Annotated in this window: 40 protein-coding genes and 1 tRNA gene; 35 read left to right on the top strand and 6 right to left on the bottom strand. The window is 70.4% G+C overall.

Annotated elements, in window-relative coordinates:
• Positions 1-69 precede the first annotated feature (69 nt).
• The gene (locus tag AC07FK_RS27225; protein ID WP_479107586.1) at positions 70-1,677 is read right to left on the bottom strand and encodes a beta-N-acetylhexosaminidase; all 1,608 of its coding nucleotides are present in this window, start codon (positions 1,675-1,677) and stop codon (positions 70-72) included.
• A 258-nt stretch (positions 1,678-1,935) separates the two neighbouring features.
• Here AC07FK_RS27225 and AC07FK_RS27220 point away from each other — a divergent pair, with 258 nt between their 5' ends.
• The gene (locus tag AC07FK_RS27220) at positions 1,936-2,217 is read left to right on the top strand and encodes a hypothetical protein (protein ID WP_028811565.1); all 282 of its coding nucleotides are present in this window, start codon (positions 1,936-1,938) and stop codon (positions 2,215-2,217) included.
• Positions 2,218-2,251: 34 nt separating this feature from the next.
• The gene (gene glmS / locus AC07FK_RS27215) at positions 2,252-4,069 is read left to right on the top strand and encodes a glutamine--fructose-6-phosphate transaminase (isomerizing) (protein ID WP_479107585.1); all 1,818 of its coding nucleotides are present in this window, start codon (positions 2,252-2,254) and stop codon (positions 4,067-4,069) included.
• 42 nt (positions 4,070-4,111) lie between these two features.
• Here the strand turns inward: glmS and AC07FK_RS27210 are convergent, their stop codons facing one another.
• Positions 4,112-4,633, bottom strand: coding sequence for a universal stress protein (locus AC07FK_RS27210; RefSeq protein ID WP_479107584.1), 522 nt, complete (start codon positions 4,631-4,633; stop codon positions 4,112-4,114).
• A 307-nt stretch (positions 4,634-4,940) separates the two neighbouring features.
• Here AC07FK_RS27210 and AC07FK_RS27205 point away from each other — a divergent pair, with 307 nt between their 5' ends.
• The 5 genes from AC07FK_RS27205 to AC07FK_RS27185 all read left to right on the top strand — a co-directional run bounded on the left by AC07FK_RS27205 (position 4,941) and on the right by AC07FK_RS27185 (position 9,038).
• A complete protein-coding gene (locus AC07FK_RS27205; protein ID WP_479107583.1) occupies positions 4,941-5,315 on the top strand; it encodes a hypothetical protein in 375 nt (124 codons plus the stop codon).
• A gap of 368 nt (positions 5,316-5,683) precedes the next feature.
• Positions 5,684-6,904, top strand: coding sequence for a helix-turn-helix domain-containing protein (locus AC07FK_RS27200; protein ID WP_479107582.1), 1,221 nt, complete (start codon positions 5,684-5,686; stop codon positions 6,902-6,904).
• Positions 6,905-6,909: 5 nt separating this feature from the next.
• On the top strand, positions 6,910-7,512 hold the full coding sequence (gene orn / locus AC07FK_RS27195) for an oligoribonuclease (protein ID WP_479107581.1): 603 nt from the start codon (positions 6,910-6,912) through the stop codon (positions 7,510-7,512).
• 89 nt (positions 7,513-7,601) lie between these two features.
• A tRNA-His gene (locus AC07FK_RS27190) sits at positions 7,602-7,674 on the top strand.
• A gap of 110 nt (positions 7,675-7,784) precedes the next feature.
• Positions 7,785-9,038 carry a tyrosine-type recombinase/integrase gene (locus AC07FK_RS27185; protein ID WP_479107580.1) on the top strand — a complete coding sequence of 418 codons (1,254 nt, stop codon included), beginning with the start codon at positions 7,785-7,787 and terminating at the stop codon, positions 9,036-9,038.
• On the opposite strand, the gene AC07FK_RS27180 is transcribed toward AC07FK_RS27185, so the two are convergent.
• On the bottom strand, positions 9,035-9,496 hold the full coding sequence (locus tag AC07FK_RS27180) for a hypothetical protein (protein WP_479107579.1): 462 nt from the start codon (positions 9,494-9,496) through the stop codon (positions 9,035-9,037). The genes AC07FK_RS27185 and AC07FK_RS27180 overlap by 4 nt on opposite strands.
• 162 nt (positions 9,497-9,658) lie before the next feature.
• Entirely contained in the window at positions 9,659-10,033 is a 375-nt protein-coding gene (locus AC07FK_RS27175) for an XRE family transcriptional regulator (RefSeq protein ID WP_479107578.1), read from the bottom strand.
• Between the two features lie 270 nt (positions 10,034-10,303).
• On the opposite strand from AC07FK_RS27175, the gene AC07FK_RS27170 reads away from it, so the two are divergent.
• The 22 genes from AC07FK_RS27170 (at position 10,304) to AC07FK_RS27065 (ending at position 21,969) form a co-directional block, all read left to right on the top strand.
• Entirely contained in the window at positions 10,304-10,603 is a 300-nt protein-coding gene (locus AC07FK_RS27170) for a helix-turn-helix domain-containing protein (protein WP_479107577.1), read from the top strand.
• Positions 10,600-10,869: a helix-turn-helix domain-containing protein gene (locus AC07FK_RS27165; RefSeq protein ID WP_479107576.1), complete on the top strand. Its 270-nt coding sequence runs from the start codon at positions 10,600-10,602 to the stop codon at positions 10,867-10,869. The genes AC07FK_RS27170 and AC07FK_RS27165 overlap by 4 nt, the downstream gene beginning before the upstream one ends.
• 87 nt (positions 10,870-10,956) lie before the next feature.
• Positions 10,957-11,298 (top strand): hypothetical protein, encoded by a 342-nt coding sequence (locus AC07FK_RS27160; RefSeq protein WP_479107575.1) that lies wholly within the window; start codon positions 10,957-10,959, stop codon positions 11,296-11,298.
• A gap of 112 nt (positions 11,299-11,410) precedes the next feature.
• Entirely contained in the window at positions 11,411-11,785 is a 375-nt protein-coding gene (locus AC07FK_RS27155; protein ID WP_479107574.1) for a hypothetical protein, read from the top strand.
• A complete protein-coding gene (locus AC07FK_RS27150) occupies positions 11,782-12,219 on the top strand; it encodes a hypothetical protein (RefSeq protein WP_479107573.1) in 438 nt (145 codons plus the stop codon). Before AC07FK_RS27155 ends, AC07FK_RS27150 begins: the two co-directional genes overlap by 4 nt.
• Entirely contained in the window at positions 12,216-12,677 is a 462-nt protein-coding gene (locus AC07FK_RS27145) for a hypothetical protein (RefSeq protein ID WP_479107572.1), read from the top strand. The genes AC07FK_RS27150 and AC07FK_RS27145 overlap by 4 nt, the downstream gene beginning before the upstream one ends.
• Entirely contained in the window at positions 12,677-13,603 is a 927-nt protein-coding gene (locus tag AC07FK_RS27140; protein ID WP_479107571.1) for a hypothetical protein, read from the top strand. The genes AC07FK_RS27145 and AC07FK_RS27140 overlap by 1 nt, the downstream gene beginning before the upstream one ends.
• The gene (locus AC07FK_RS27135; protein ID WP_479107570.1) at positions 13,603-14,685 is read left to right on the top strand and encodes a recombination directionality factor; all 1,083 of its coding nucleotides are present in this window, start codon (positions 13,603-13,605) and stop codon (positions 14,683-14,685) included. Before AC07FK_RS27140 ends, AC07FK_RS27135 begins: the two co-directional genes overlap by 1 nt.
• Positions 14,682-15,407, top strand: coding sequence for an exonuclease domain-containing protein (locus tag AC07FK_RS27130; protein ID WP_479107569.1), 726 nt, complete (start codon positions 14,682-14,684; stop codon positions 15,405-15,407). Before AC07FK_RS27135 ends, AC07FK_RS27130 begins: the two co-directional genes overlap by 4 nt.
• A complete protein-coding gene (locus AC07FK_RS27125) occupies positions 15,404-15,616 on the top strand; it encodes a hypothetical protein (protein ID WP_479107568.1) in 213 nt (70 codons plus the stop codon). The genes AC07FK_RS27130 and AC07FK_RS27125 overlap by 4 nt, the downstream gene beginning before the upstream one ends.
• Positions 15,613-16,200, top strand: a complete 588-nt coding sequence (locus tag AC07FK_RS27120) for a hypothetical protein (RefSeq protein ID WP_479107567.1) — start codon at positions 15,613-15,615, stop codon at positions 16,198-16,200. The genes AC07FK_RS27125 and AC07FK_RS27120 overlap by 4 nt, the downstream gene beginning before the upstream one ends.
• Entirely contained in the window at positions 16,170-16,631 is a 462-nt protein-coding gene (locus tag AC07FK_RS27115) for a hypothetical protein (protein ID WP_479107566.1), read from the top strand. The genes AC07FK_RS27120 and AC07FK_RS27115 overlap by 31 nt, the downstream gene beginning before the upstream one ends.
• On the top strand, positions 16,628-16,852 hold the full coding sequence (locus tag AC07FK_RS27110; protein ID WP_479107565.1) for a hypothetical protein: 225 nt from the start codon (positions 16,628-16,630) through the stop codon (positions 16,850-16,852). The genes AC07FK_RS27115 and AC07FK_RS27110 overlap by 4 nt, the downstream gene beginning before the upstream one ends.
• Positions 16,849-17,142, top strand: coding sequence for a hypothetical protein (locus tag AC07FK_RS27105; protein WP_479107564.1), 294 nt, complete (start codon positions 16,849-16,851; stop codon positions 17,140-17,142). Before AC07FK_RS27110 ends, AC07FK_RS27105 begins: the two co-directional genes overlap by 4 nt.
• A gap of 313 nt (positions 17,143-17,455) precedes the next feature.
• Complete coding sequence (locus AC07FK_RS27100) at positions 17,456-19,213, top strand: AAA family ATPase (RefSeq protein WP_479107563.1); 1,758 nt, start codon at positions 17,456-17,458, stop codon at positions 19,211-19,213.
• Between the two features lie 217 nt (positions 19,214-19,430).
• Positions 19,431-19,736: a hypothetical protein gene (locus tag AC07FK_RS27095; protein WP_479107562.1), complete on the top strand. Its 306-nt coding sequence runs from the start codon at positions 19,431-19,433 to the stop codon at positions 19,734-19,736.
• Entirely contained in the window at positions 19,733-19,951 is a 219-nt protein-coding gene (locus AC07FK_RS27090; protein ID WP_479107561.1) for a hypothetical protein, read from the top strand. The genes AC07FK_RS27095 and AC07FK_RS27090 overlap by 4 nt, the downstream gene beginning before the upstream one ends.
• Before the next feature lie 43 nt (positions 19,952-19,994).
• On the top strand, positions 19,995-20,552 hold the full coding sequence (locus AC07FK_RS27085) for a WhiB family transcriptional regulator (protein ID WP_479107560.1): 558 nt from the start codon (positions 19,995-19,997) through the stop codon (positions 20,550-20,552).
• 25 nt (positions 20,553-20,577) lie between these two features.
• Positions 20,578-21,144, top strand: coding sequence for a hypothetical protein (locus tag AC07FK_RS27080; RefSeq protein ID WP_479107559.1), 567 nt, complete (start codon positions 20,578-20,580; stop codon positions 21,142-21,144).
• A 3-nt stretch (positions 21,145-21,147) separates the two neighbouring features.
• Positions 21,148-21,429 (top strand): hypothetical protein, encoded by a 282-nt coding sequence (locus AC07FK_RS27075; protein ID WP_479107558.1) that lies wholly within the window; start codon positions 21,148-21,150, stop codon positions 21,427-21,429.
• A 53-nt stretch (positions 21,430-21,482) separates the two neighbouring features.
• On the top strand, positions 21,483-21,656 hold the full coding sequence (locus tag AC07FK_RS27070; RefSeq protein ID WP_479107557.1) for a hypothetical protein: 174 nt from the start codon (positions 21,483-21,485) through the stop codon (positions 21,654-21,656).
• 109 nt (positions 21,657-21,765) lie between these two features.
• Positions 21,766-21,969 carry a hypothetical protein gene (locus AC07FK_RS27065; protein ID WP_479107556.1) on the top strand — a complete coding sequence of 68 codons (204 nt, stop codon included), beginning with the start codon at positions 21,766-21,768 and terminating at the stop codon, positions 21,967-21,969.
• Here AC07FK_RS27065 and AC07FK_RS27060 read toward each other — a convergent pair.
• Both AC07FK_RS27060 and AC07FK_RS27055 read right to left on the bottom strand, forming a co-directional pair.
• Complete coding sequence (locus AC07FK_RS27060) at positions 21,966-22,184, bottom strand: hypothetical protein (protein ID WP_479107555.1); 219 nt, start codon at positions 22,182-22,184, stop codon at positions 21,966-21,968. The genes AC07FK_RS27065 and AC07FK_RS27060 overlap by 4 nt on opposite strands.
• A gap of 47 nt (positions 22,185-22,231) precedes the next feature.
• Positions 22,232-22,477, bottom strand: a complete 246-nt coding sequence (locus AC07FK_RS27055; protein WP_479107554.1) for a hypothetical protein — start codon at positions 22,475-22,477, stop codon at positions 22,232-22,234.
• A gap of 187 nt (positions 22,478-22,664) precedes the next feature.
• Between AC07FK_RS27055 and AC07FK_RS27050 the strand changes: the two genes are divergently transcribed.
• The 6 genes from AC07FK_RS27050 to AC07FK_RS27025 all read left to right on the top strand — a co-directional run bounded on the left by AC07FK_RS27050 (position 22,665) and on the right by AC07FK_RS27025 (position 25,685).
• Positions 22,665-23,570 carry a DUF2637 domain-containing protein gene (locus tag AC07FK_RS27050; protein WP_479107553.1) on the top strand — a complete coding sequence of 302 codons (906 nt, stop codon included), beginning with the start codon at positions 22,665-22,667 and terminating at the stop codon, positions 23,568-23,570.
• Entirely contained in the window at positions 23,570-23,722 is a 153-nt protein-coding gene (locus tag AC07FK_RS27045) for a hypothetical protein (RefSeq protein ID WP_479107552.1), read from the top strand. The genes AC07FK_RS27050 and AC07FK_RS27045 overlap by 1 nt, the downstream gene beginning before the upstream one ends.
• Before the next feature lie 8 nt (positions 23,723-23,730).
• A complete protein-coding gene (locus tag AC07FK_RS27040; RefSeq protein WP_479107551.1) occupies positions 23,731-24,240 on the top strand; it encodes a hypothetical protein in 510 nt (169 codons plus the stop codon).
• Positions 24,237-24,851: a hypothetical protein gene (locus AC07FK_RS27035; RefSeq protein WP_479107550.1), complete on the top strand. Its 615-nt coding sequence runs from the start codon at positions 24,237-24,239 to the stop codon at positions 24,849-24,851. The genes AC07FK_RS27040 and AC07FK_RS27035 overlap by 4 nt, the downstream gene beginning before the upstream one ends.
• A gap of 80 nt (positions 24,852-24,931) precedes the next feature.
• Positions 24,932-25,102, top strand: a complete 171-nt coding sequence (locus AC07FK_RS27030; RefSeq protein ID WP_479107549.1) for a hypothetical protein — start codon at positions 24,932-24,934, stop codon at positions 25,100-25,102.
• A 142-nt stretch (positions 25,103-25,244) separates the two neighbouring features.
• Positions 25,245-25,685: a hypothetical protein gene (locus AC07FK_RS27025; protein WP_479107548.1), complete on the top strand. Its 441-nt coding sequence runs from the start codon at positions 25,245-25,247 to the stop codon at positions 25,683-25,685.
• Positions 25,686-25,751: the final 66 nt, after the last annotated feature.

Genomic DNA, 25,751 nt, shown 5'->3' with positions numbered 1-25,751 from the left:
CGCATGGCGGGCGGGCGTCCGTGTCCAAGGCCCTCACGGACGCCCGCCGCACCATCGCCGCCCGCCCCTCTACTCCGCGGGCCAGGGGACCTGCGCCGAGCGGTAGTAGTCGATCCCCAGCGCGGCCATCCGCGGCCCCTGGGCCGCCAGCCGCACCTTGTACGCGTCCCAGTCGTGCGTGGCCGCGGGCGACCAGCCGAGCTCGGCGATGCCCGGCAGCCGCGGGAAGGCCAGGTACTCGACCTGGTCGTTGGTCCACACCGTCTCGGACCACATCGGCGCCTCCACGCCGAGGACGGACTCAGCCGGCGCGCCCGGCAGGTAGGCCCCCGGGTTCCAGTCGTACGAGCGCCGCACCTCGACGTACCCCGCCCAGGACAGGCCCAGTGGGGTGCTCTTGTCGTACTTCATGTCGAGGTAGGCCCGGTCGGCCGGTGACAGCACCAGCTTCGTGCCCTTCTTCGCGGCGTTGGCGACCTGCGCCTTCTCCGTGGCCGACGTCCGGTCGAGGCCCCAGTACTGCGCGACCGCGCCCTCGACCGGGTTGCCGCCCGTCAGCTGGTGCCAGCCCATCACCGTCTTGCCGTACTCGCCGACGATGGCCTGCGCCTTGTCCATGAAGGCGACGTAGTCCTTGTGCGGCGTGGAGTGCGCCTCGTCGCCGCCGATGTGGATGTACTTGCCCGGCGTCATCGCGGCGATCTCGCCCACCACGTCGTCGAGGAACTCGTACGTGACGTCCTCCGGCACGCACAGCGAGCTGAAGCCCACGTTCGTGCCCGTGTAGAGGGGCGGCGCGACGCCGTCGCAGTTCAGTTCGGCGTACGAGGCGAGGGCCGCGTTGGTGTGGCCGGGCACGTCGATCTCGGGGACGACCTCCAGGTGGCGGGAGGCGGCGTACCGCACGATCTCCCGGTAGTCGGCCTTCGTGTAGTAGCCGCCGGGACCGCCGCCGACCTGGGTCGAGCCGCCGTACGTGGTCAGGCGCGGCCAGGAGTCGATGGCGATGCGCCAGCCCTGGTCGTCGGACAGATGCAGGTGGAGCTTGTTGATCTTGTAGAGCGCCATCTGGTCGATGTACGTCTTGACCTTGTCGACGCTGAAGAAGTGCCGGGACACGTCGAGCATCGCACCCCGGTAGCCGTAGCGCGGCGCGTCCTCGACGGTGCCGCCCGCGACCGTCCAGGGCCCGCGCTGCCGGGTGTCCTTCTCCACGGACGCGGGCAGCAGCTGACGGAGCGTCTGGACGCCGTGGAAGAGCCCGGCGGCCCGGCGGGCGGTGATGGTCACGCCGTGCCGGCCGGACTCCAGCCGGTATCCCTCGTCGCCCAGCGAGGCGTCCCGGGAGCCGAGCCGCAGCCGGATGCCGTCCCTGCCGTCCTGTTCGGTGACGGGGAGCTCGAAGCCCGTGGAGGGGCGCAGGATGTCGGCGAGGTACGACCCGATCCGCCGCGCCTCGCGCGAGTCGTCGTCGACGCGGATGCGCGTGCGGGCCGTCAGGGCGTAGGAGGGCCCGCCCTCGGACACGGAGGCGGGCGCCGGCACCACTTGGCTCAACGGTCTCGCCCGAGTGGCCTGCTCGGCGGCGGCCGGAGCGGCCGCCACACTGCCCGCGCCGGCGGCGACGACCAGGAGCAGCGGGGCGAACAGACCTGGGATCCTTCTGCGTTGACTCACGGGCGGTCCCTTCGGCGGGGCTTCGCAACAGTGGCATGGTGCAGGCGAACGGTCACCATGCGTATCGTGCGCCCCCTTCGGGGTCAAGGGTGTAGACCAGTCAACCGCCCTGTGTCGCCCACTTCCGCCCGCCCGCGCGGCCCGAAGCGATCCCCTTCCCCGCAGCCGCGACCTGGGCTTTTTCGTTTGTGACGGAAATCCTGCCCGATTACGGGCAGATTTCTTGCGCAGGCCCCGGATCCCCCGCAGTATCTACGGGTGCTCGAACGCCGCCCGTCGTCCCCGTACGACGACCTCATCGACCACCTGGTCCGCAGCACCGCGCTCCCGCGCGGTGAGGCCGCCCGGGTGGTGCTCGACGTACTGGCGTACTTCGACGAGACGGCCGAGGACTTCGTGCGCCGCCGCCACCGGGAGCTGCAGTCCGGCGGCCTGGTGAACGCGGAGATCTTCGAGCGGATCGCGGCCGAGATGCCGCACCGCGCCGTGGCGCCGCCGGAACTCTCGCTCCGGCAGCTGCGCCGCATCGTCTACGGCTGAGCACCCACTCAACGACTCGAGGGATACACACTTCATGTGCGGAATCGTCGGTTACATCGGCAAGCGTGACGTCGCCCCCCTGCTGCTGGAAGGGCTCCAGCGTCTGGAGTACCGCGGCTACGACTCGGCGGGCATCGTGATCACGAGCCCCAAGGCCAGCGGCCTGAAGATGGTCAAGGCCAAGGGGCGCGTCCGCGACCTGGAGGCCCGGGTCCCCAAGCGCTTCGCCGGCACGACCGGCATCGCCCACACCCGCTGGGCCACCCACGGCGCCCCGAGCGACGAGAACGCCCACCCGCACCTCGACGCCGGGGGCAACGTCGCCGTCGTGCACAACGGCATCATCGACAACGCCACCGAGCTGCGCGCGAAGCTGGTCGCCGACGGCGTCGAGTTCCTCTCCGAGACCGACACCGAGGTCCTGGTCCACCTCGTCGCGCGCTCGCAGGCCGTGACGCTGGAGGAGAAGGTCCGCGAGGCCCTGCGCCACGTCGAGGGCACGTACGGCATCGCCGTCATGCACGCCGACTTCTCCGACCGCATCGTGGTCGCGCGCAACGGCTCGCCGGTCGTCCTCGGCATCGGCGAGAAGGAGATGTTCGTCGCCTCCGACATCGCGGCGCTCGTCTCGCACACCCGCCAGATCGTCACCCTCGAGGACGGCGAGATGGCCACCCTCAAGGCCGACGACTTCCGTACGTACACCACCGAGGGCTCCCGTACGACGGCCACGCCGACCACCGTGGAGTGGGAGGCCGAGTCGTACGACATGGGCGGCCACGACACGTACATGCACAAGGAGATCTCCGAGCAGGCCGACGCCGTGGACCGCGTGCTGCGCGGCCGCATCGACGACCGCTTCTCCACCGTGCACCTGGGCGGCCTGAACCTGGACGCCCGGGAGGCGCGCGGCATCCGCCGGGTCAAGATCCTCGGCTGCGGCACCTCGTACCACGCGGGCATGATCGGCGCGCAGCTCATCGAGGAGCTGGCCCGCATTCCCGCCGACGCCGAGCCGGCGTCCGAGTTCCGCTACCGCAACCCGGTCGTGGACCCCGACACCCTGTACGTCGCGGTCTCCCAGTCCGGTGAGACGTACGACGTCCTCGCGGCCGTGCAGGAGCTGAAGCGCAAGGGCGCCCGCGTCCTGGGCGTCGTCAACGTCGTCGGCTCGGCGATCGCCCGCGAGGCCGACGGCGGCATGTACGTCCACGCCGGCCCCGAGGTCTGCGTCGTCTCCACCAAGTGCTTCACCAACACCGTGGTCGCCTTCGCCCTGCTGTCGCTGCACCTGGGCCGCATCCGCGACCTGTCCGTCTCGGACGGCAAGCGGCTGATCGCGGGCCTGCGCAAGCTGCCCGCCCAGATCGCGGAGATCCTGGAGACCGAGGACGAGATCAAGAAGATCGCCGAGGAGTACGCGGGCGCCCAGTCGATGATGTTCATCGGCCGCGTCCGGGGCTACCCGGTGGCCCTGGAGGCCTCCCTCAAGCTGAAGGAGATCTCCTACATCCACGCCGAGGCGTACCCGGCCTCCGAGCTGAAGCACGGCCCGCTCGCCCTGATCGAGCCGGCGCTGCCGACGGTCGCGATCGTGCCGGACGACGAGCTGCTGGAGAAGAACCGCGCGGCGCTGGAAGAGATCAAGGCGCGCAGCGGCCGGATCCTGGCGGTCGCGCACCGCGAGCAGGAAAAGGCCGATCACACCATTGTGGTGCCGAAGAACGAGACGGAGCTGGACCCGATCCTCATGGGCATTCCGCTCCAACTCCTGGCATACCACACGGCTTTGGCCATGGGTCGCGACATCGACAAGCCGCGCAACCTCGCCAAGTCCGTGACGGTCGAGTAGCAGCCGGACGCCGCGTCGTCGTGGTCCCGTGCGCGCCGCGCGCTACGGGATCACGATGACCGGCCGCTGCGCGCGCCGGGCCAGCCGACCGGCGACCGAGCCGAAGATCCGCCCGACGATGCCGTGGGTCGACCCCACCACGATCGCGTCGGCCGAGTACTCCTGACCGACCTCCTCCAGCTCGTGGCAGATGTCGCCGCCGCGCTCGACCAGGATCCACGGCACCTCGGCCAGGTAGTCCGCACAGGCCAGCTCGAGACCGAGCACCTCGGTGCGGTGGTCCGGTACGTCCACGAAGACCGGGGGTTCGCAGCCCGCCCAGACCGTGGTCGGGAGCCGGTTCGCGACGTGGACGATGATCAGGCCGGAGCCCGACCGCACCGCCATGCCGATGGCATAGGAAAGCGCCCGCTCACTGGAGGTGGAGCCGTCGAAACCGACGACGACACCGTGCCGGAAGGCAGGGTCGCAGGAGTGGCGCGCTTGTTCCACCGCCCGGAGGTCGTCCAGGGGATCGACGACCTGCTTGCGGTCCGCGGGTTCGGGGGTTTCGTGACCGGCCATGGGTGTCTCGGCGAGAAGTCCTCTGGGGAGGGGTCGCTTTTATTGAGGGAAGCTATGACAATTGAACAGTGAACTGTGTCTGGGAATCATCTTCCCAAGCCCATACCCCCAAGGGTACGGCGACACTCCCTTCCTGCCCAGAGCCCGCCGGTCCCTCGCACGGCGTTTCACGGAGCATGCACGAGGCCGCCGCGTAAGGCAATGCCGGTTGCCCCCTACAGGCGTCTCGACAGGCGGACCCCTCAGTGACCCCTGACGGCCACCGTCCGTTGAGCACGGCCCGCCCGCGTACATAAGGAAGCCCGCCGTGCCCGGACCTCCGACCGGCCCCGCCACCGCCACCGTCCCCGCACCGCGCGGCCACCGCCGGGCGGCCGGGGCGCCGGCCCCGGCGCCCCGGGGGCAGCATCCCGCCGACGCGGTCGGCGGGCTCGTCCGCTGGGCCGCCTTCAGCTGCGCACTCGTCCCTGTGGTGCTCGTCATGTACGGCAGCTCCGTCGGCGGGGCGGCCGCCGCCGCGCTGGGGCTCGCCGCCGTGACCGCCGCCTGCCGCGCACTGCTGCGCCGGTCGGAACGCGTCGCGGCCGAGACGGCGGCGGCGGGGCCCGGGCGGGCGCGGACGGGGCCGGCGGGAGCGCGCCGGGGCGGGCGTCACGCGGGGCCCGGAGCTCCGGACGAATGAGGGTTTCGCACACACGGACCCATTGCTTTTCAGCCAACTTCTGGCCGTGACCCAACCCTTGGCGAAATGCCCTCCCACCCCCCGTACCACCAGGCATGAAAGGACCGACTCCGGCCAATGCACCCTACGGGGACGGGCCATGAGCGGGATGCGCACTTCCCTGCGCGGCCCGCGAGTGGAACGCTTCGTGATCGAATGCTTCGCGCCAAGTTGCCTTGTCGACATAGTGCCGAATGCCGAAGTTGTCACTCCGGCGCCACGGGACACAGTAGATTCGATCATGGGTATATACGGCGGGGGATTCATGCAGGACCGAGGGGAAAAGTGCAGGACCGAGAGGACGCGAACACCGAGGGGGGCTTAGCGTCATGAGCCAGGACTCCACTGCCGTACCGGAGGCCGCACGGAAGCTCTCCGGACGCCGCCGCCGGGAGATCGTCGCAGTACTGCTCTTCAGTGGCGGCCCCATCTTCGAAAGCTCCATCCCACTCTCTGTGTTCGGCATTGACCGGCAGGACGCAGGAGTACCCCGTTACCGGCTACTGGTGTGCGCGGGCGAGGACGGACCGCTGCGCACCACGGGCGGGCTCGAACTGACCGCACCGTACGGCCTGGAGGCGATGAGCAGGGCCGGCACCGTCGTCGTACCGGCGTGGCGGTCCATCACCTCGCCGCCACCGCCGGAGGCCCTCGACGCGCTGCGCCGCGCGCACGAGGAGGGGGCCCGCATCGTCGGGCTGTGCACCGGCGCGTTCGTGCTGGCGGCGGCGGGGCTGCTCGACGGCCGCCCGGCCACCACGCACTGGATGTACGCGCCGACGCTGGCCAAGCGTTATCCGTCCGTCCACGTCGACCCGCGCGAGCTCTTCGTCGACGACGGCGACGTGCTCACGTCGGCCGGCACGGCGGCCGGAATCGACCTGTGCCTGCACATCGTGCGGACGGACCACGGCACCGAGGCCGCCGGGGCGCTGGCCCGCCGGCTCGTCGTGCCACCGCGCCGGAGCGGCGGCCAGGAGCGCTATCTCGACAGGTCTTTACCGGAGGAGATCGGCGCCGACCCGCTGGCCGAGGTCGTCGCCTGGGCGCTGGAGCATCTCCACGAGCAGTTCGACGTGGAGACGCTGGCCGCGCGCGCCTACATGAGCCGCCGCACTTTCGACCGGCGTTTCCGGTCGCTCACCGGGAGCGCTCCCCTGCAGTGGCTGATCACTCAGCGGGTGCTCCAGGCGCAGCGTCTGCTGGAGACGTCGGACTACTCGGTCGACGAGGTGGCGGGCCGGTGCGGCTTCCGTTCGCCGGTCGCCCTGCGCGGGCACTTCCGGCGGCAGCTGGGCTCGTCCCCGGCCGCGTACCGGGCGGCGTACCGGGCCCGGCGTCCGCAGGGCGAGGTCCACCAGGGCGCGTCCGCGGCCACCCAGGTCGCGGACGCGGTGCCGCCGCAGGCCAGGCGCGCGGCGGCGGCCAGTACGCAGTCGGGCGCATCGGCGACCACGTCGGCGGTCCCGGAGCCGGGCAAACCCAGCTCCGACGTCTACACCCCGGGCCGCCCGACGCTCCCCGGCCAGCGGGAACGCCCCGTAGGGTGAGACACATGAACGATCGCATGGTGTGGATCGACTGCGAGATGACCGGGCTCTCGCTGACGGACGACGCACTCATTGAGGTGGCCGCGCTGGTCACCGACTCGGAGCTCAACGTGCTCGGCGAAGGGGTGGACATCGTGATCCGCCCGCCGGACGCGGCCCTGGAGACCATGCCCGAGGTGGTGCGGCAGATGCACACCGCCTCGGGCCTCCTCGACGAGCTGGCCGGGGGCACGACGCTGGCCGAAGCCGAGGAGCAGGTCCTGACGTACGTACGCGAACACGTGAAGGAGCCCGGCAAGGCCCCGCTGTGCGGAAACTCGGTCGGCACCGACCGCGGCTTCCTGCTGCGCGACATGTCGACGCTGGAGGCGTACCTCCACTACCGGATCGTGGACGTGTCGTCGATCAAGGAGCTGGCCCGCCGCTGGTTCCCGAGGGCGTATTTCAACAGCCCCGAGAAGAACGGCAACCACCGGGCGCTCGCCGACATCCGTGACTCCATCGCGGAGCTGCGCTACTACCGGGAGGCGGTCTTCGTACCGCAGCCCGGTCCGGACTCCGAAACGGCGAAGAGAATCGCCGCGAAGTACGTCCTGCCTGCGGAGTAGCCATCCGGTGAGCCCCGGTTAAACCTGGCGCGAGCACCCTCCCAGACCCTGTACACTTTTTCTCAGCCGGTCGGAAACGACCGGCCACGGTGGGTGTAGCTCAGTTGGTAGAGCACCTGGTTGTGGTCCAGGTGGCCGCGGGTTCAAGTCCCGTCACTCACCCTGAACGATCAAGCCCCGACCTGTGAAAACAGGCCGGGGCTTCTTCGTGCCCGAAACTTTGGGAACACAACGGGAACACAGACCCGCCGTGCCGGTCGTATCGTCTGCCCATGGCGAGCATCGTGGAACGTCCCAAGAAAGACGGCACCGCCACCTATCAGGTCAAGTGGCGACAGGCCGGCGATTGGCAGTCGGAGCGCTTCGGCGAGCTGGAGCAGGCCGAGCAGTTCAAGGCCCTTGTGGAGGCGCACGGAGGGCAGTGGCCGCATGGCTGGGTCCGCGGTCACGGATTCGTGGAGCAGCCGACGGTTCCCGGCGACATGCCGTTCGTCGACTACGCCACCCGCTACGTCGACCGCCTCACTGGCATTGAGGAGCGGACCCGCGACGACTACCGCCGGGACATCCGCCTCCACCTCTCCCTCCTGCGGCACACCGACCCGCACGGCGTCCAGCACCCGGCGACGATCTGCAACCTGACCGCAGACGACATCGCCGACTGGGTGCGCGCAGAGGAGAAGGGCGAGCAGGACCCGGAGAACCCGGAGCAGTGGCTCCGCAGGAAGGCCGACCCCAAGTCGATCGCCAACCGGCACGGCTTGCTGTTCTGCATCGTGCAGGCCGCCGTGGAGTCCACGCCCCAGCTCCGTACGAAGAACTGCTGCAAGGGCACGAGGTTGCCGCGGCTGGACGACCACGTGGAGGAGGAAATGTGCTTCCTGGAGCACGACGAGTATCAGCGGGTGGCCGCCGAGATCACCGACCCTGGGGCGCGGGACCTCGCGGACTGGCTCGTCGGCACGGGGATGCGCTGGGGCGAGGCCAGCGCCCTCCAGGTGCGCGACATCAGCCTCACGGGCGCCCGGCCCACCGCGAACGTCCAACGGGCGTGGAAGCGGGCAGAGAAGGGCAGTGCGAAGTCGTTCTACCTGGGGCCGCCGAAGACCAAGAAGGCGAGGCGTCTGATCACGTTGACGCCGACACAGGCGGACCTTGCCCGGCGCCTGGTGGCCGGCCGCCGTCCGGAGGACTTCGTGTTCCGGACGGCGACGGGCCTTCACTGGAGGCACTCGAACTACTACCACCGCAAGTGGAAGCCCGCCGTGGCGCGCGCCATCGAGAAAGGGTTCCCCAAGAAGCCCCGCATCCATGACCTACGGCACACGCACGTGGCGTGGCTGATCGGAAAGAACGTTCCCTTGCCGGCCATCCAACTCCGGCTGGGGCACGAGTCCATTTCGACCACGGTGGACCGTTACGGACACCTGGTGGCGGGCCTCGACGACGAGATTACGGCCGCCGTCGAGGCCGCCATGGGGGTACCGGCGCCGCGGAGTCTGCGCTCCGTCGGGGCGGGCGCCTAGTTGGGCTGGGGCGGCGTGTCGTCGCCGCCCCAGTTCTGCACCCAGAGCCCGTCACCGGCTATGCGGTCGAGATAGGCGTTCATTTCGTCGCAGAGCTGCTGCGTGGCGTAGTCCCTGCCGATACGCCACGTGAAGCGCTTCAGCCCTTCCAGGGGCAGGCACGGGACTTGCGGCGGTAGCTCTCCAGCAGAATCGATTTCCCACCGCACGTCGGCGAGCTTGAGACCTGCGGCCGGCTCTTCAACTCGACCGGCGGTTACGGGTGTCTGCGCCCACGCCCCCTCGCGCAGGATCTGCCGGTGGTGCCAATTCAGTTCCCAGCACAGTGCGTGTGTGGCGTGGGGGCGCCTGATCTGTACGACCAGGACGCCGTCAGTCTCTTCGATCCGGCAGGCGCGTCCTGCTGGAATCGAGGAGGCGGGCACGATCTCAAAGCGGACTTCTGTCACCTCTTGCATCGCGGCGAACTCCAGCCTTACGGCCGACATCGGCCGCGCGCAGGAGTGTGACATGCGGGGCTGATGCCGGAGTTGAATATTCCGCCCCCCAGGCAGGACCCCCATGATGCATGCTGCGGGCATATTCGACCACGGGTTACTCGGAAGTCACTGCACGTCACATCAGTCTCGGGTGCCCCTGCGGCTCCAGTCCTCGGCGATCGCACGGAGCCGCTCCCGGTCCTCGGGGCTGAGTTCCTCGTAGTGGTGGACCATCATCCGGGTGTCCGCGTCTTCGACCCTGACAATATCGATGTCGAAGAACTGCGCCGCAGCGGCGTCCTTCACCGCGCGCACCGGCAGTCGCAGACCGTCGGCCAGATTCTCAAGCTCGTACGACTTGGGGGCCTTGATCACCCGCCCCTTGGCCAGGTTCTCCAGCGTTCCGCGGCTCCATCCGGTGGAGGCTGACAGGGTGCGGTAGCTGAGTCCTAGCTCCTCCATCCGCGACCGCGTCAGGTCCGCCAGTTCCGTCCTCTGCGCCGTCTCCTCGACCACAACAACCACCTTGATCCTCCGGTGCGCGCGGGCTTGGGGGTGCCCAAGTGACTACGGGTACGTGTACTGCGTCGTTGCAGCTCAACGCATCGCGCCACTCGTGCGCATGGTCATAGTGTCCAGGTTCCTGGGCAGACGCCGCCACCCCACCCCCCGTTGTTGACCTAATCCATACGGATTCCGTGCCCAAAAATCTGGACACCGTGCCCAAGTTCTGTCACGCTGTGGGTGTCCAAGTTTTTGGTCACTTCGCCCAAGAAGGACGCGTACATGGAATTTCACCAGCGATACCGGCTGGTCAGCCCGATCAAGCTGCAAATGCTGATGGAGCGCACCGGCACCGGTTCCAGCATCAGCGGGCGTGCACTCGCCAAGGCTGTCGGCGTATCGAACGGCACCATCGACAACCTGCTGAACGGTGTCACCAAGACCCAGTCGTGCACCGTGGCGGCGGCAATCGCCCAGGTCATCGGCGTCGACCTGCTCATCCTGTGGGCCCCCACCGGGCGCTCCGTCCCTGCGGATGACTCCACCAGCGACATCGCGCCACATCTGGCGGTCTCGGCATGAACCGCCGCCACAGCTACTCCGAGGCGGCCGAGATCCTCCGCGTCGAGGAGTCGTGGCTCCGCCGGCACATCAAGAAGCTGCCCCACACAAAGCTCGGCCGCGTCGTGACGTTCTCTGACGACGACCTCGACCGCATCGACGCCATGTTCCACCACGAGCCGACGACCGGGCCTCTCGCCCCGGTTCGCACGGCGCCCCCTGGAGCGCACCCCTTGGCGAACCTGCGGCCCCTGCCTCCGCGCGGCGCTGCCGTCCGCGCTTCCTGACCCACGACGCAAAGCGGGGCCGCCCCGGACCTGCACGTCCGTACGCGACCCCTCGGCCCCCTCATCCACACGAGAAACGAGGACACCGTGACCATCGACCTTACCGGCCCCGCCGGCTACGAGGCACAGAGTACGAACCGCATCGCCATTGAGGCGCTGCTCGGGTACCTGACCCTGCCCGCCCCGACCGTGACCGTCCGCCCCGAGGGTGTGTTCGTGTCCGTCGCGGACGTCGACGACCTGCTCCCGTGGCTGGAGCAGCTCGGCGGCGAGGTCCGTACCTCCCCCCAGTTCGAGGGCATGCAGCTCTGGACCCTGCTCACCTTCATCCCGCCGTCGCACGGCTCCCGGATCCCGGTGCACGTGTCGGTGGCGCTCCCGGTCGGCGAGTCGGTGCTGCACGAGATCGAAGCGGCGGTGTCTCCGTGACGACGTTCGTCTGCCTGCTGCTCTTCCTTGGCCTGTACGCGCTCGGCGCGGCCTGTGTCTGCGTCGCCTGCGGCCTCGGCTTCACCACCTACCAGTCCACCAGGGGCACCCGATGACCGACCGTATGCCCGTTGACGGGCCGTACCGGATCTACGTCGACGCGACGCCGACCGGCGCGACGCTCGACCTGTCGCACTACCTCACCTCGGTCCTGTTGAACCTCGCGTCGGCTGCGGAGGAGGACGGGGAGAGCCTCCTTGCGGACCTCGTGAACATCGCCGAGCTGGCCCGTTCGGCGGCCGCGCAGGGCATCGACTCCCACGCCACGCACGAGCGGGACGCCCGGGTCGCGGACCTCCTTGCCGAGGTGGCCGACGACGGGCGGGTCCCGGTGTACGGGCAGCAGGTGCTGCGCCTCGCGGAGCGGCTGCGGTCGATCGCCGCGCCGAAGGCCGTCCCGTCGCAGCGTGAGGCAGGTGCCGCATGACCGCCCGCGACAGCCTCCGCGACTGCTTCCTCAGCGACAGCCGCGACCGCTTCGAGGCCGCCGCCGACGCCTACCGCGCCGAGGTGCTGCGCGAGGCCGCCGACGCGATCGAAGCCGACGACCGGTGCCAGCGCCGCTACCACCGCGAGCACTACGGCGACCTCCTGCGCCGCATGGCCGACGCCGCCGAGCAGGGCGAGAAGGACACGGCCCCGGCCGCGACGTCCACTCCCCAGCCCGACGACGTGCTCTGCGCCCACGGTCGCGTGCTGCTCCGAGACCGCTGCCTGACCTGCGACGAGGCCGCCACGGTCCCGCACCCCGCAGAACCCACCTCCGTCTACTCCCGCTGGGCCAAGGCCCACGTCCGCCGCTGCCGCGCCTGTGGCGAGTCTCCCGCGCACCACATCCACACGAAGGGCGGCCAGCGATGACCGGACCCGAGCACTACCGCCGCGAGGCCGAGCGCCTCGCCAACCAGGCGCACCACTTCACCTACGGCGACGGCGCCGACCCGGTCGTCGGGCACGCGCTCGCGGCCGAAGCGCAGGTGTACGCAACGCTCGCCCTCGCCGCCGCGCAGGCGCCGGCCGCCCCCGCCGTGCAGCTGGAGACAGAGCCCGCGGTCGCGTACGTCTACCGGGCCGCGTGGGGCATGACCCCGCTCGGCACGTACACCAACGCCGAAGCCGCGCGAATGCACTGCGAGGCGGACGCCCTGAACAACTCGCCCGAGTACGACGGCAAGGTCTTCGACTGGCTCGGCGACGAGTCCGAGCCTGATGACCCGTACGAGCTCGTCATCGGGCCGGACGACGACGAGCAGACCACGGACTACACCGTCACCCGCATCGCCGTCGCCACCGAGTACGACCCGGAGGCGGACGCCTGATGACGACCACCGCGCAGGCTGGGGCGGCCACCACCGCCCCGGCCGCCGGCCGCAGGCGCAAGCCCCCGGCCCCCGCCCCCACCGGACCCGACCGCATCCCCCAGCCCTCACAAGGCTGGTACCGCGACAAGGTCACCGGCGACAAACTCCGCCGCGTCACCACGATCCTCTCCCAGGGCTCCACCAAGGGCGACGTCCTCGCCCTGTGGGCCGCGAACCTCGTCGCCGAGACGGCCCTGGCCAACCTGCCCGCCCTCGTCGCGTCCTCGCGCATCGCCGAGCAGCGCACGCAGATGTACGACTGGCTGCGCCGCGCCCCGCTCCGCAAGAAGGACGAGCGCGCCGACATCGGCTCTGCCGTCCACCGGATCATCGAGGCCCGCGTCCTCGGCGAGCCCATCCCCGCGGACCTGGTCGACGACGAGGACATGGCCCCGTACCTCACGAACTTCCTCCAGTTCGTCGAGGACTGGCAAGTCACCTTCGAAGCCTCCGAGATGGTCGTCGGCAACCGCACCGCCGGATACGCCGGAACCCTCGACTACCTCCTGCGGTCCCCCCTGATCGCCGCCGAGTTCGATATCCCGGCGGACACCGTCCTCATGGGCGACACCAAGACCGGCGGCGAGCTGGACGTCAAGGGCGTCTATCCCGAAGCCGCGTTGCAGATGTCCGCGTACCGCAAGGCCGAGGTCGCGTGGCTGCGGGACGGGTCCACCGTCCCCATGCCGGCCACCCACTCCACCGGGGTCGTGCTGCACCTGCGCCCCGAGGGATACCGGCTGATCCCCGTCGCTTGCGGTGACGACGTGTTCGCCGCCTTCCGCATCGTCCAGCAGGCCGCGGACTGGGTGTCCGGCCTGTCCAAGACCGTCGTCGGCGACGCGCTCACCCTCCCGACCCTGACCGAAGAGAAGGCCGCCTGATGCCCATCATCGACCTCCAGCGCCGCATGCGTCAGCTCGGCGAGATCCGCCTCGGTCACGTCGTCCCGACCGCCAACGGCAAGACCCGCCCGGCCAAGCTCGACAAGTTTCGCTTCACCAGCCCCTCGCGCGACATCCTCACCGCCGTCGCCGAGCTGTATGGCGGAGAGGTCAAGCCCTGGACCCCGGCCAACGGCGGCCCCTCCGAATTCGAGGTGTACTCCAAGGCCAACCGGTTGCCCGTCCTCATCCCGCCGCAGGACGCCGTATCCCAGTGGTACGAGCTGTACGCCGGATCGAAGTGCGTCCGCCGCTGCGACGGCCAGACCGAGCACAAGTCCGACCGGCCCTGCATGTGCGACCCCGACGAGCGCGAGTGCGCCATGACCACCCGCGTCAACGTGATGCTCCGCGACGTCCCGGCGCTGGGCCAGTGGCTTCTCATCTCCAAGGGCTACTACGCCGCCGTCACCCTGCCCCCGGCTGCGGAGCTGCTGTCGCAGGCCGGCGGGTACGTCGCCGGGTGGCTCGGGATGGAAGAGAAGACTGCCATCGTCAAGGACAAGCTGGCCCGCTTCAAGGTGCCGACCCTGGACGTCGAGATCACCCCGGCTGCGCTGATGGCCGGGCAGATCACGGGCGCCCCGGCCGTCGCCCCTGGCCCTGAGCGCGTCGCCATCACCGGCGGGCGCCCGGACTACGCCGCCCTCGCCGCCGTCGCCAAGACCCCGGACGAGGTCGCCGCACTGTACCGGCAGGCCGTCGCTGCCAAGCACATGGACAAGGCCCTCGCGGACACGCTCACCGCCCGCGGCGAGGCACTCAAGCCGAAGCCGACCGTGCCGGACGAGGGAGACGCTCCGCCGGACAGCACGGACGAGGTGCATGACGCCGAGGTCGTCGATGACGACGACGTCGAGGACTTGTGGTTCCGCATCATCGCCGCAGCCGGCGTGCATGGCATGACGACCAACGAGGTGGAGGTGGAGTTCGCCAAGGCCAACGGCGGCCAACTCCCCGCCACCGCGAACGCCACCGCGCTCCGGTCGTTCCTCGCCACGCTGAAGGGTGGCCGGGCATGAGCTGGCACCTCGGCCGCCTGTGCGGTTTCGACCTGGAGACCACCGGCACCGACGTCGAGCAAGACCGAATCGTCACCGCCTGCGTCGTCGAGGTTGGCGGCGACCAGCCCGTCCAGAGCGGTAACTGGCTCGCCGACCCGGGCGTCGACATCCCCGACGGGGCGGCCAAGGTCCACGGCATCACTACCGAGCACGCCCGCGCCGCCGGACAACCCGCACGCGAGGCCGTCGAGGAGGTCGTCGCCGCGCTCGCACAAGTCATCCTCCTCGGCACGCCGCTCGTCATCATGAACGCCGCCTACGACCTGACGCTCCTCGACCGCGAGGCCCGCCGCCACGGCGTCCAGCCCCTGAAGGACATCGTCGGCGACGAGCTGATCGTCATCGACCCCCGCGTCCTCGACAAGCAGATCAGCCGCCGCAAGGGCGGCCGCACCCTCACAAACCTGTGCCAGCACTACGACGTTCGCCTCGACGGCGCGCACAGCGCCGACGCCGACGCGATCGCCGCGTGCCGGGTGGCGTGGCGGATCGGCGCCCGGAACGCCCAGCTCCGTGAGACGCCGGTGCGCGAGCTGCACAGGCAGCAAATCGGGTGGGCGAAGGAGCAGGGCGAGTCGCTCGCGGCGTACTTCCGCCGCACGCCCGGCAAGGAGTCGTGGGCCGACGGCGTACGCACCGACTGGCCGCTCATCCCGCACCAGCGAGGAGAAGAGTCGTGAAGCTGCCCCGCATCCTCTCCGTGATCCGGCCCCGCGGCCGGCACCGCGCCACCCCGCCCCCGGCGGCCACCTTCACCGCGCCCGCTCCCGGCACCCGGTACCTCGTGTGCGACGAGCCTCGGTGCGGCCACATGACCCACCTGCACACCCCGCAGCCCAACAACACCTGGGAGTGCACCAACTGCGGCCACATCAAGGGGGAGCAGTGACCGCACCGACCCTGTTCGACCAGACCCCCGCCGCCCCGGCCACCCTGCCGGCGGCGGGGCCCCGCCCCCTCGTCATCGGCCTCGACCTCTCCCTCACCTGCACCGGCATCGCAGGCGTCGGCTGGACAGACATCGTCCGCACCAAGCTCCGCGGCGACGCCCGCCTCCACCACCTCATCACCACGATCGGTTCGTTCATCAAGGCCGCCGACATGGTCGTCATGGAAGGCCCCTCCTACGGCCACGCCGGGCTCGGCGGACACGAGGAACTCGCCGGCCTGCGGTGCGCGATCCGCCTCGACTGCTACCGGCGAGGCATCCCGTACGGCATCGTCCCGCCCTCGTCGCTCAAGCTGTTCGCCACCGGGAACGGGCGCGCCACCAAGGGCGAGATGCGGTGCGCCATCGCCGACCGGTTCGGGCACCACACCGAGGGAGTCGGCCGGTACGACCAGGCCGACGCGTACGCCGCCCTTGCGGCCGGTCTGCACTGGCTCGGCTACCCGCTCGCCACCGTCCCGGAGCGCCAGGCGAAAGCGCTGGACGGCTGCTCGTGGCCAGAGACCGTGGCGGCGGCCCGATGATCATCCGCGCCGACATCGCCGAACTCCTCCACGCCGGACTGTCGAACCGCACCATCGCCGCCCAGCTCGGCATCCAGCCCACACGCGTCGCCGAGGCACGCCGCGCACTGAAACTGCCCAACGTCCCACCAGGAACACCGCCCCGCAGCAAGGCCACGCTTTTCCACGACCGCACCCTCGCCGTCGGCGATGGACACCTCGAATGGGCCGGACAACGGGACCAATACGGCCTGCCCATCCTGCGCAGCGGCGGCAACTGTTTCAGCGCGTTCCGTGTGGCGTTCCGCCTGCGCCACGGCCGCGAGCCCGTAGGCAAGGTCCTCCCGGGCTGCGACCGCCCCGGCTGTGTCGCTCCAGACCACGTGGAGGACCGCCCGATGCGCGAGCGGTACCGGGCTACGTACGCCGCCGTATTCGGGCGCGCACCGTGACCGACCCGGTGCTGATCACGGCCGCCCTGTTCGTTGACTGCGGCCAGACCCGCCGCGACGGCACGTACGTGCGCCCGCCCCGCGCCCGCTACGAGTGCCTGCTCTGCCACACCGCCGAGGGCCCCATCACCGGGCCCACCAAGGTCGCCGCATTCGTCGCGACCATCCGCACCAGCCACCGGGCCAACTGCCCGGCCACCACCCAAGGAGCAGCCGCATGACCACCATCAAGTTCGACACCAAGGTTCTCGCCGACGTCGAGCGGGCCATCCGCCCCCACGCCCGCGAGCTGTTCAACAACCTCGGCACCAACGTCATGGCCATCGTCGAAATTTCCTCCGTCGAGCGCACCGAGCAGGGCCCCGACGAGGAGAAGGACGACGTCGTCAAGGTCCGCGTCGTGGACATCGAGATCGCCGCCGACGAGTTCACCGACGAAAAGCTGCGGCAGCAGGCACAGACCATGCACCGCCAGCGCACCGCCGCCGGAACTCTCGACTCGGTCGCCTGATGGCCGGGCGCGCGGCACGGCAAGGACGCGACGACTCCCGCTGCCCTGCCTGCCGCGCGCCCATCCTCCGCCAACTCGTCGGCGACCGCGCCGCCCTCAACGTCACCGCGGACCTCACCGCATTGGACCTCGAGCAGCAGGCCGCTGCTCGAGAGCCCAACCGCCTCATCTGGTGCCTGAAGACCTCGAGGTTCGGGACCCCACGTCTCACCTGGATCAGCTCCTGGCACCGCACGGACTGCCCCCACGAGCACGTCACCGAACACCGCTGCACCCGGCAGCCCACCACCCTTTTCTGAGCAAGGAGCCGCACGTGGCGAACGTCCACCCCTTCCCGCGCGACCAGCAGGGGGACCACGACGGCCGCAACGCGCCCCACGACGCCGAGGCCGAGGACCTGATGGCCGGCGTCATCATGCACGACGTCACGGCCTACCAGGAGTGCGCGCAGGTCATCAAGCGCGAGGACATCTATCAGCCGTCGATCCGGCTGATCTGGGATGTCGTAGGCGGCATCGTGGCCGAGGGAAAGGCGCTCCACCCCGTCACCGTCCGGGGAGAGATCGAAAGGCTCGGCAGGCTCCGCGAGGTCGAAAACGGCAACCTCATCATCCGGCTGGGCGGCGACTACATCTCCGCCGGCATGGCCCCCGCGTTCGCCGAGCAGATCAGCGAAAAGGCCAAGCTCCGCCGCCACGACGAGCACGCCAATCGCGTCAAGATGGCGATCAGCCACGGTGCGACCGGTGAGGAACTCGACCAGCTCGACGCCGACCACCGCAAGCGCGAAGACGACCGCAACACCCAGACCGGCGGCCCTTCCCACCTCACAAGCGCCCTCCTGGACTGGGACCCGTTCTTCGCCACCGACTTCGGCGCCGTCGAACTCCTCCCCGGACGGCTCATGGCCCCCGGCCAGCAGATCACCATCGTCGGCGACGGCAAGGCCGGTAAGTCCCTCCTGACACAGGAGTGGTTGTGGCGCATGGCCACCGGCCAGCCGTTCCTCGGCGACCACGCCAAGGCCCCCGTCCCCGTCCTCTACATCGACGCCGAGAACGGCCACCAGGACATCCAAGACCGGTACGCCTCCTACGGCGCAGGCCCCGGACGCATGGGCCTCCTCTCCTACGCCAGCTTCCCGCCCATCCGCCCCCTCGACACCGCAGGCGGCGGCGCCGACCTCCTCACCATGGTCAAGGAGTGCGAGGCCCAAGTCGTCTGCCTCGACACCGTCAGTCGCTTCATCAGCGGCCCCGAGAACGACGCCGACACCTGGCTGTCCCTCTACCGCCACACGCTGCTCCCCCTCAAGCGCGCCGGCATCGCGTCCGTCCGCCTCGACCACATGGGCAAGGACGGAGAGCGCGGCGCCCGCGGCTCGTCCGCCAAGAACCAGGACGTCGACCACGTATGGGAGTTGCGCGCCCAGGGCGGCGGAGCGCTGTCCCTGCGGCGCACCCACACCCGGACCGGCATCGGCCCCGAGCAGTTCGCCATCGTCCGCCAGGCCCGCAAGGACGGCGACCGCTACCTCCCCGGCTGCACCCGCCACGTCCTCGGCGCGTACGAGCACCTGGAGCAGAACGTCGAGGGCTCCCACGAGTGGCTGATCATGAAGATCGACGGTCTCGGACTGCCCGACGACGCAGGCAACCCCCGCACAATCGCCGCTCTCGCGAAGGCCGGAATCCCCGCCTCCAAAACCAAGATCGAAGCTGCCGTCCGCGCTCGCAAGAACCGGACAAATCAGGTTCCCGCCGAGGTTCCCCCGACCCTTCCCGACGAAGGTTCCCCCGGGGAATCCCCGGCCGATCTTGAGGGAACCGCGAAACCCCAGGTCAACCATTCCCCGGGAACCTCGGGGGAACGTCCGGGAACCCCAGGTTCCCCCCCTTCCCCACCACCGAAGGTGGGGGAAGGGGAGGGAAGGCCCGACGCAGACGACGACAACACCCCCCTCTGCACCGTCTGCCACACCCCCCTCCACGGCTACCGAGCCGACCGCGGATACGACACCTGCCTCGCCTGCGACCCCACCACCGGCAGCCACCCCGACACCGCCGCCTGACCCACCATGAACGGAGTCACCCCGTGAACCTCCCCTGCCTCTCCTGCCGCGCTCCCCGCTCCGCTGGCCAGTACCTCTGCCGCTCCTGCTGGAGGCGCATTCCTAGCGCTGCCCGACGGAACCTCAACAAACGCGACGCACGGGCCATGGCCCGACTGCGCGAGCTGCACAGCCAGCTCACCAACGGCACGCCGCTCGCAGAGATCGTGGTGACTCCGTGACCGCCAGTCGCCTCCTCCTCGCCGCGCTCACCTTCGCCTGCGCCGCCACCGCTCTGTGGCTCGCCCTCCACGGCCAGATATGGGCCACCCTCCTCAGCACCGCATCCGCCCTCGCCCTCCTCGAAGTGAACGCCCACCAGAAGCGCACCCACCGACGCGCCCGAGCGAACGCCGTACAAGCCGAAGTCCTCGCCCGCCCCCGCAGCACCCACGAGCCCGAGTTCGTCGCCTGCTGCTGGCTCTGGCCCACCAGCAGCGGCCGCATGCACGACGACACCCACTGCACCAGGAACCACCCATGACGCCGGCCGAGGAGCGCCGCCTCGCCGCCCACCGGGCCGTGACTGACGCCCTCGCAGCGTGTCGCCTGCCCCTCCCGCCCGGCATACACGACGAGATCACCCGCGCCGCCCTCGCCGCCATCGAGCCGCACACCGAGCACTGCACCCACCTCCGCGCCACCCACGACCCCCACCACGATCAGCCCGTCCCCGGCTGCCCCTGGTGCACCCACTGACCCCACCAACGCCCGACGACCAACCGCCAGAAGGGGGCCGACCATGATCGACCTGCCCGACTTCCTCACCACCGGCCGCGCCCTGTGCGCCGAGACAGACCCTGACCTCTGGTGGTCCAGCAACGCCGACGACGAGGACCACGCCGTCCGCATCTGCGGCGCCTGCCCCCTCCGCGACGCCTGCGCCCAGTACGCCATCGACACCGACGAACACCACGGCACCTGGGGCGGCCTCACCCGCCTCGACCGGCTCCGCCTCCGCCGCGGTGACGGCTGGTGGATCGACACCGAGGGCCGCATCCGCCAGCCCTGCGGCACCGACGCCGCGTACGGGCTCCACCTGAAGTACCTGGAGCAGCCGTGCCCCACGTGCGTGGCAGGGAAGGACCAGCGGACCGAGGCGCAGCGCCGGGCCGTCCTGGCCGTCGAGCACGCCCTCCCGGCCGGCGGGTCCGCCCGCGGCTACGCCACCCACCGGCGGCTCGGTGAGGACGCCTGCGACCCGTGCAAGACCGCGATGAACGCCGAGGACCGCCGCCTCCGGGAAGCCCGCCAGGCCCGCCAGCAGACCAACCGCCGCCCGTTGACGACCGCCGCCTGACCACCACCCACCGAGGAGACCGACCATGCCCGACCCCTACCGCCACGTCGTCGCCGCCGTCGACCGGCTGACGACGCAGGTCACACGCATCGCAGACGCCATGACGACGCCCGTCGTCGAGCAGCAGACGACGTCAGACGACGGGGCCCGGTGCCCCACCCCCGAGACGCACAACTGGGGCTGCGGCTGCCCAACCGACCACAGCGCGATCACCATGCGCGCCAACGCGGAGGCGCAGCGAGCCGACGCCGCCGAGCAGCACCGCAACCGCCTCGCCGCCGCCCTCGCCGAAGTCCTCGGCACGTTCAACCCCATGCGGGACACGCACGATGGGCCGGTCGCGTACTACGACGGGTCCGCCGACATCACGCCCAAGCGCTTCGAGGCGTGGCGCGCCGCCCTCAACGCCCCGGCCGCCGAGGAGCAGCCCCACACTGGCCCCGGTCCGCTCTGCCACCTGACCGACACCGCGACGCTCCGCGAGTGCGCACTGCGTGCGGGACATGACGGAGACCACCAAGACGGCGACCTCGACTGGCCGGCCGCCGAGGAGCGGCGCGTCGACCCGTCGATGACCAGCAAGGAGCACTGACCCATGCCCGAGCCCGACTACCGCGCCCCGCTGCTCCTCCGCTGCTCCCTCACCGTCAACGGCCGCGAGTACGCGGCAACGCAATCCGTCAGCCGCCGCGCCTGGGAGCGGTACGACGAGGAGTACCGGGACTTCACGCGCGCCAAGCTGCGCCGCCAGCTCGGCGAGATCATCACCAGCGAGCTGGTCCCGCCCGTCACCGTGATCGAAGCCAGCCCCGCAGGCGAGGCCATGCACCGCGCCGCCATGGAGGAACTGGAGCAGCAGGAGTCTGGCGGAACCTGACCATCCCGTGACAGCGTCCCCACATCACCACCAGCACCACCAGGAGGAAGCACATGGCATCAGACCTCGGCCGCGAGGCCAAGGAAGCGCTGCTCGTCGCCATCAAGGAGCAGGCCGCCGCAATCACAGAGACGTACAGCGGCGACACGCGCGGCGCGGAGGCGCTAAAGGACCTGGCGCAGGCGTACGCGCTGGTTGAGCGCCCCATCGGAGGCACCGGCCGCTAAGCGACGCAGGCCAGACGCCCCGCCGCCCACCACGGACGACGGGGCGTCGCCACGCCCGGATGCAGGCATCCCCCACCCGGCGCACGATGGGTGAAAGAAGGAGGACGACATGCAGCAGAACACCGAGGCATACGAAGCCGAGTACACGACTGGCATGCGAGCGGCACGCCTGGCTCTGTTCAAAGCCATCAAGACCAGAGCCGAAAACATCAACGACTCCCAAGAGACGGGGGGCGGCGGTCAACCCTGCGGAGAGGAACTCCAGGCCCTTGCGAGGGCACTGGTAACAGTGGAGTCGGGCAAGCTTTCCTAGGCGTCTGACCCCCACACTCCGGGCCCGCCGCCCCGCCAGTCGATCAGCTCCGACCGCTCGACGTCCGACTCCTCGACGCCCTCCATGCCCGCCCGGCGCAGAAACTCGGCGATGTCCCGCAGGCCGTACGCGAGGCCGAGGATCTCCCCACCGACACGCACCCGTCGGCCGCCCGTCGCCGCGGGCGGGTAGACGATCACAGGCAGCACCGGCATGGCACCAGCGTCCCCCGAGTAGGGCGACGACGCATGTCGACGGGCGTCTACTTGCCCCTGGCGATCTGAGACGCCCGGTACCCCGACGTGCCGATCTCCGGGCCGATGTCGTCGTACGTCACGCCCTGCGCGTGCCACGCCTGTACCGCGTGCTGCCGGATCTCCCGCACCGTCCGGTGCAGCTCTGGCCACTCCCGCAGCAGCTCAGACGTCACCTGCGCCCGCTCCACCGGGTCACTGATCCGCTCCAGCGCTGCGATCGCCTCGCGTACCGCGTCTGCCTCACCCGCCATGATCCGCACCTCCGGTCGGAGAGTAAGGCTCCCCAGCACCATCCGAGAGGGGTACCCTGCTCAGCAGAGGGGTACCCCTCTAGCGTCAGGACGGGCCGACGACGCCCGACGACGCCCCACAAATGAATCGAGCCCCGCCGGTGTGCGACCACCGAACGAGGCTCTGACCACAGGAGAAGAGACCTCCATGGCTGTAGAGCAGCCTACCCGCGGCCGCCGCATCGGCGGCCCCATCCGAGCAGCCTGGTTCACCGTCCTCGCAATGATGCTCGCCGCCGCCGCCTGGTCCATCAGCGGCAAGCTCACCGCCTGGGGCATGGACCCCCGCCTCGCCTGGGGCCTGTCCCTCATGTTCGACCTCGCCGGACTCATCTGCGCCGAGTACGCCCGCCGCGCCATCGAGCGCGGCAGCCCGGCCGGCCTCGCCCGCCTCAGCATCCTCGGGTTCGTCGTCGTATCCGGCGCCCTGAACTTCAGCCACGGCCGCCAGATCGGCGGCCTCGTCGGCGGGTTCGGCCTCGCGTCCATCAGCGGTGCCGTGGAGCTGCTGTTCGAGCTGCACCGCCGGGACGTCCGCGACGAGCAGCGCGCCGCCCGCGGCCTGATCGCCGAGCGCATGCCGCACATCCCGCTCCTCGGTTGGGTGATGTTCCCCGCCCGGTCGTGGCAGACGCTGCGCGGCGCGGTCGGTGCCCGGCTCGATGGGCTGGACCCGGTGCAGCAGCCCCGCCCCATGACCGCGGCCCCGGTCGTCGAGCGCGTTGTCCCGCCCGCCCCGGCCGCCATCGAGCAGCCGCCCGCCCCGCAACTCCCGCCCGCCGCACCTGCGCCTGTCCAGACGCCGCCCGTCGAGGAGCAGCAGGAGCAGCCCGCGCCGATCACCTACCGCGACCCCCGCTGCGCCGCAGTCCGCCCGCTGTACGACAACAACACCCGCCCCGGCACTGGGCACATGCGCATGGCGCTCGTCGCCGCAGGGCACGGCCGCGTCAGTGACTCCACCATCCGCGGCACCATCCGCGCGGAGATCGAGGAGCACGAGCCGCACCTCCGCGACTACCCGCCGGCCATCGGCCCTTCCCGCACCGGCTGATGGCCACCGCCCTCGGCGTGTTCTTCGCCCTCGCCGCACTCCTCGCGCTGGCCGGCCTCTGCGCCGTCGCGCTCACCGACGTCCCCCGCATCACCGGGACCGTCGCCCTCGTCGTCACCCTCGCCGCGCTCGGCGTGGCCATCCTCCACTGAGGAACACCATGAACGTCGTCACTATCGGCGGTGTCACCGTCGGCCTCGCTATCCTCATCCGCTACCTCGTCACCTGGTGGCCAGGTACCAAGACGATCCGCGCCAACCCCCTCGGACACCTCGGCGTCCTGCTGCCGTTCCTCGCCGCCTGGGCATACGGCGTCCTGACCATCCTCACCGTCGGCGGCCTGATCGGATGGGTCGCAGACGGCGTCCTGTGGATCTCCTCCTGGCTCGGTGACGTCGCCCTCGTCTGGGGCGTCGGCACCCAGGCCGGCACGGCCGCCGGGGGAGGCACGTACCTGCCGCTCACCCAGACTGGCGCCGCGCTCGTGCTGCTCCTCACCGTCGGCATGGTCGCCGCCGCCAAGACCTCCCGCTACGGCGGGGACTTGAAGGCGGGCGCCTGGTGCGGCATCTGCCTGGGCACGTCCGCCGGCATCGCTGGAGCCGCCGCGGTGCCGCTCGCGGAGGCCGCGAACTGGACCGGCGGAGTCTTGTACGGGGCGATCGCATGACCACCGACGAGCAGACCGCCGAGCAGCGGCAGGCGGAGGAGCAGCCCGGCAAGGTCGCGGGCGGATGCGTGGCCGTCGTACTCGCCTCCGCCGCCGGGGCCGTCGCCTACGCCGTCCCCGAAACGGGCTACTTCGTGGCCGGCCTGATGGCCACGGCCAGCGTCCGCAAGGCCCGCGGATGGGTAGCGGCACGCCGCGACAAGGACGCCCCGGAGGCCGATGCAGTCGACATCGTGGAGGCCCTGCGGAACCTCGGCGCCACAGGTGAGAACGTGCGGCTGACCCAGCTCCAGGCAGCGACCGGCCTGCCCACCACCAAAGCCGTGCGGGCGCTCCTCGACGAGGCAGGCATCCGCGTACGGACCGGCGTCCGCGCGGGAGGGAAGAACGGGCCCGGCGTCCACCACCGAGACATACCGGCCCCTCTCCCCGCTGGAGGCGGCACCCCTGCTGGGCGTTGTTTGTGCAGCTCAGACGCCAACACCAACACCAACAACGCGCCCGAGGGCGAGGCCCGAGAGGGGTTCCGTGTAGAGCCCATCGGCCAGGCCGGAACCGTCGTGCACGACCCGGCCGAAGCGCACCGACACCACCCGGTACGCGCCCACTGAGACCCCGGAGCGGCCGCCATCCGCCAAGACATCGGCCGCTCCGGTCCACCCATCCCGATCACACGAGACAGGACACGATCATGGTATTCGGACGACGCACGTCATCAGCAGGCCCCGCGACCCAGAAGCTTCGCGAGACCGTGCGCAGCCTCCCGGACAGGGTGGCCGACTGGACCCCGGAGCAGCGTCGCCAGCACAACCAGGCCAGTGACGCCGCCTGCCGCGAGCAGGTCGACCAGCGCTCCAAGTAGGCGCCCCTACCGCCGTTGTCAGACCCGGCCCGTACCGTGAATGGTCCGAGCCGCTGGCGCTCCTCGGAGATGCCCCCGAACGTCCACGGACGCCGGGGGCATCGCAGTACCCTCCCCCCACACCACAGTCCTTGGGGGGATCATGCGCCACACCACCACCGCCGTACTCACTGCGGCCCTGCTCCTCGGCCTCACCGCGTGCACCGCCGACACCCCGCCCAGCACCGCAACGCCCAAGCCCGGCCAGGACTCCGCGACCGACAAGCCCGCGCCGGCCAACACCACCGACGACCTGGAGCAAGCCGTCCGCGCCTACTCCGCCGCGTACTTCACACCCGACCCCCCAGCCGCGTACAGCATGCTGTCCGCCCGCTGCAAGGCCGAGATCGACGCGAACATGTACAAGGCCGTACTCCAGTCCACGGCCAAGGACTACGGCCAGCAGGAGATCAAGACGTTCAAGGTCGACCAGGCCAGCGGCGACCTTGCTCGCGTCTCGTACACCTACTCGGTGCCGAAGCTGAACCAGAAGTCCCAGCCGTGGGCGCGCGAGGGCGGGGAGTGGCGGTTCGACGCCTGCTGACCGGGCGCACATTGCAGTCCCCAAGATCGGGCGCGGCCGGATTTCCGTACCTTCCCAACAGGGAGG

Source organism: Streptomyces sp. NPDC046122 (genome assembly GCF_056429965.1).
Note: the sequence above shows the minus strand (reverse complement) of the source record. Positions and strands in the feature narration are given on the sequence as shown.

Coding starts and splice junctions, on each gene's coding strand:
- AC07FK_RS27140 (WP_479107571.1), top strand. CDS start 12,677: ATGACGACCACCGCGCAGGCTGGGGCGGCCACCACCGCCCCGGCCGCC.
- AC07FK_RS27070 (WP_479107557.1), top strand. CDS start 21,483: ATGGCATCAGACCTCGGCCGCGAGGCCAAGGAAGCGCTGCTCGTCGCC.
- AC07FK_RS27150 (WP_479107573.1), top strand. CDS start 11,782: ATGACCGCCCGCGACAGCCTCCGCGACTGCTTCCTCAGCGACAGCCGC.
- AC07FK_RS27200 (WP_479107582.1), top strand. CDS start 5,684: ATGAGCCAGGACTCCACTGCCGTACCGGAGGCCGCACGGAAGCTCTCC.
- AC07FK_RS27145 (WP_479107572.1), top strand. CDS start 12,216: ATGACCGGACCCGAGCACTACCGCCGCGAGGCCGAGCGCCTCGCCAAC.
- AC07FK_RS27170 (WP_479107577.1), top strand. CDS start 10,304: ATGGAATTTCACCAGCGATACCGGCTGGTCAGCCCGATCAAGCTGCAA.
- AC07FK_RS27050 (WP_479107553.1), top strand. CDS start 22,665: ATGGCTGTAGAGCAGCCTACCCGCGGCCGCCGCATCGGCGGCCCCATC.
- AC07FK_RS27185 (WP_479107580.1), top strand. CDS start 7,785: ATGGCGAGCATCGTGGAACGTCCCAAGAAAGACGGCACCGCCACCTAT.
- AC07FK_RS27040 (WP_479107551.1), top strand. CDS start 23,731: ATGAACGTCGTCACTATCGGCGGTGTCACCGTCGGCCTCGCTATCCTC.
- AC07FK_RS27210 (WP_479107584.1), bottom strand. CDS start 4,633: ATGGCCGGTCACGAAACCCCCGAACCCGCGGACCGCAAGCAGGTCGTC.
- glmS (WP_479107585.1), top strand. CDS start 2,252: ATGTGCGGAATCGTCGGTTACATCGGCAAGCGTGACGTCGCCCCCCTG.
- AC07FK_RS27155 (WP_479107574.1), top strand. CDS start 11,411: ATGACCGACCGTATGCCCGTTGACGGGCCGTACCGGATCTACGTCGAC.
- AC07FK_RS27065 (WP_479107556.1), top strand. CDS start 21,766: ATGCAGCAGAACACCGAGGCATACGAAGCCGAGTACACGACTGGCATG.
- AC07FK_RS27080 (WP_479107559.1), top strand. CDS start 20,578: ATGCCCGACCCCTACCGCCACGTCGTCGCCGCCGTCGACCGGCTGACG.
- AC07FK_RS27055 (WP_479107554.1), bottom strand. CDS start 22,477: ATGGCGGGTGAGGCAGACGCGGTACGCGAGGCGATCGCAGCGCTGGAG.
- orn (WP_479107581.1), top strand. CDS start 6,910: ATGAACGATCGCATGGTGTGGATCGACTGCGAGATGACCGGGCTCTCG.
- AC07FK_RS27105 (WP_479107564.1), top strand. CDS start 16,849: ATGACCACCATCAAGTTCGACACCAAGGTTCTCGCCGACGTCGAGCGG.
- AC07FK_RS27045 (WP_479107552.1), top strand. CDS start 23,570: ATGGCCACCGCCCTCGGCGTGTTCTTCGCCCTCGCCGCACTCCTCGCG.
- AC07FK_RS27035 (WP_479107550.1), top strand. CDS start 24,237: ATGACCACCGACGAGCAGACCGCCGAGCAGCGGCAGGCGGAGGAGCAG.
- AC07FK_RS27135 (WP_479107570.1), top strand. CDS start 13,603: ATGCCCATCATCGACCTCCAGCGCCGCATGCGTCAGCTCGGCGAGATC.
- AC07FK_RS27165 (WP_479107576.1), top strand. CDS start 10,600: ATGAACCGCCGCCACAGCTACTCCGAGGCGGCCGAGATCCTCCGCGTC.
- AC07FK_RS27030 (WP_479107549.1), top strand. CDS start 24,932: ATGGTATTCGGACGACGCACGTCATCAGCAGGCCCCGCGACCCAGAAG.
- AC07FK_RS27090 (WP_479107561.1), top strand. CDS start 19,733: ATGACGCCGGCCGAGGAGCGCCGCCTCGCCGCCCACCGGGCCGTGACT.
- AC07FK_RS27130 (WP_479107569.1), top strand. CDS start 14,682: ATGAGCTGGCACCTCGGCCGCCTGTGCGGTTTCGACCTGGAGACCACC.
- AC07FK_RS27180 (WP_479107579.1), bottom strand. CDS start 9,496: ATGCAAGAGGTGACAGAAGTCCGCTTTGAGATCGTGCCCGCCTCCTCG.
- AC07FK_RS27025 (WP_479107548.1), top strand. CDS start 25,245: ATGCGCCACACCACCACCGCCGTACTCACTGCGGCCCTGCTCCTCGGC.
- AC07FK_RS27085 (WP_479107560.1), top strand. CDS start 19,995: ATGATCGACCTGCCCGACTTCCTCACCACCGGCCGCGCCCTGTGCGCC.
- AC07FK_RS27075 (WP_479107558.1), top strand. CDS start 21,148: ATGCCCGAGCCCGACTACCGCGCCCCGCTGCTCCTCCGCTGCTCCCTC.
- AC07FK_RS27060 (WP_479107555.1), bottom strand. CDS start 22,184: ATGCCGGTGCTGCCTGTGATCGTCTACCCGCCCGCGGCGACGGGCGGC.